Consider the following 861-nt stretch of genomic DNA (forward strand, 5'->3'; position numbering starts at 1 on the left):
AGGGCATCGACGCAGAAGTCTGTGTCCATGGTGTTGGAGATCCGCCAGGACAGCACCTTGCGGCTGTACCAGTCGATGATGGCAACCAGATACATGAAGCCCCGCGCCAGCGGCACGTAGCTGATGTCAGTTGCCCAAACCTGATTGGGACGATCGATCTTCAAGCCCTTGAGCAGGTACGGGTACACCTTGTGCCCATCGCCCGGAACACTGGTTCTTGGTCGCGGGTACACGGCCTGAATGCCCATGGTGCGCATCAGCCGCTGCACCCGCTTCCGGTTGATGCGGTAGCCCTGGTGCTGCAAGTGGAACCGCATCTTGCGAGAGCCATAATACGGCGTTTTCAGGTGCTGCTGATCAATCAGGTACATCAGATCCAGATCCTCCTGACATTGCTCACGAGGGACGTAGTACACCGATGAGCGGCTCAGCTTGAGCAGCTCGCACTGGCGCGAAAGACTGACTTGGGGATGACCACGCTCGATCATCGCCAACCGCTGTTGACGGCTTACTGATCGAGCTTGCGCGACAAAAAATCGCGTTCCACCGTCAGTCGACCGATCTCCCGGTAAAGCTCGTCTGTGCTGGGCTCATCGGATTGCTTGCCGGCCTTCCTCTTGCCTTCGAAGAGGTCGGGAGCGTTCTCCAGCAGCTCGCGCTTCCAGGTACTGACCATGGTGGGGTGAATCTGGAAACGGGCGGCAATTTCGGATGTGGTCTGGTCACCCTTGAGGGCGGCCAGAGCAACTTTGGACTTGAATGATGCGCTGTATTGCTTGCGTTTCTTGCTCATGATTCTCCTCCTCGTGGAGATGATGAATCAGAGCTTAGGCACCTGTCCAAAATTTGGGGTCCACTTCA

The 861-nt window shown here is 56.9% G+C and carries 2 protein-coding genes; both read right to left on the minus strand.

Translation table 11 applies throughout. The annotated features are described in order from the left end of the window. On the minus strand, positions 1-488 hold a 488-nt coding region (locus tag JIF53_RS16735; RefSeq protein ID WP_199453462.1), incomplete at its 3' end, for an IS3 family transposase. Positions 489-508: 20 nt separating this feature from the next. Then, complete coding sequence (locus tag JIF53_RS16740) at positions 509-793, minus strand: IS3 family transposase (protein WP_022993518.1); 285 nt, start codon at positions 791-793, stop codon at positions 509-511. Positions 794-861 lie beyond the last annotated feature (68 nt).

It is taken from the genome of Marinobacter sp. bablab_jr008 (assembly GCF_016464145.1).
Taxonomy (GTDB): domain Bacteria; phylum Pseudomonadota; class Gammaproteobacteria; order Pseudomonadales; family Oleiphilaceae; genus Marinobacter; species Marinobacter nauticus.

What these genes read in the sequence shown, in the direction of transcription:
- JIF53_RS16740 (WP_022993518.1), bottom strand. Translation starts at nt 793, where the DNA reads ATGAGCAAGAAACGCAAGCAATACAGCGCATCATTCAAGTCCAAAGTT.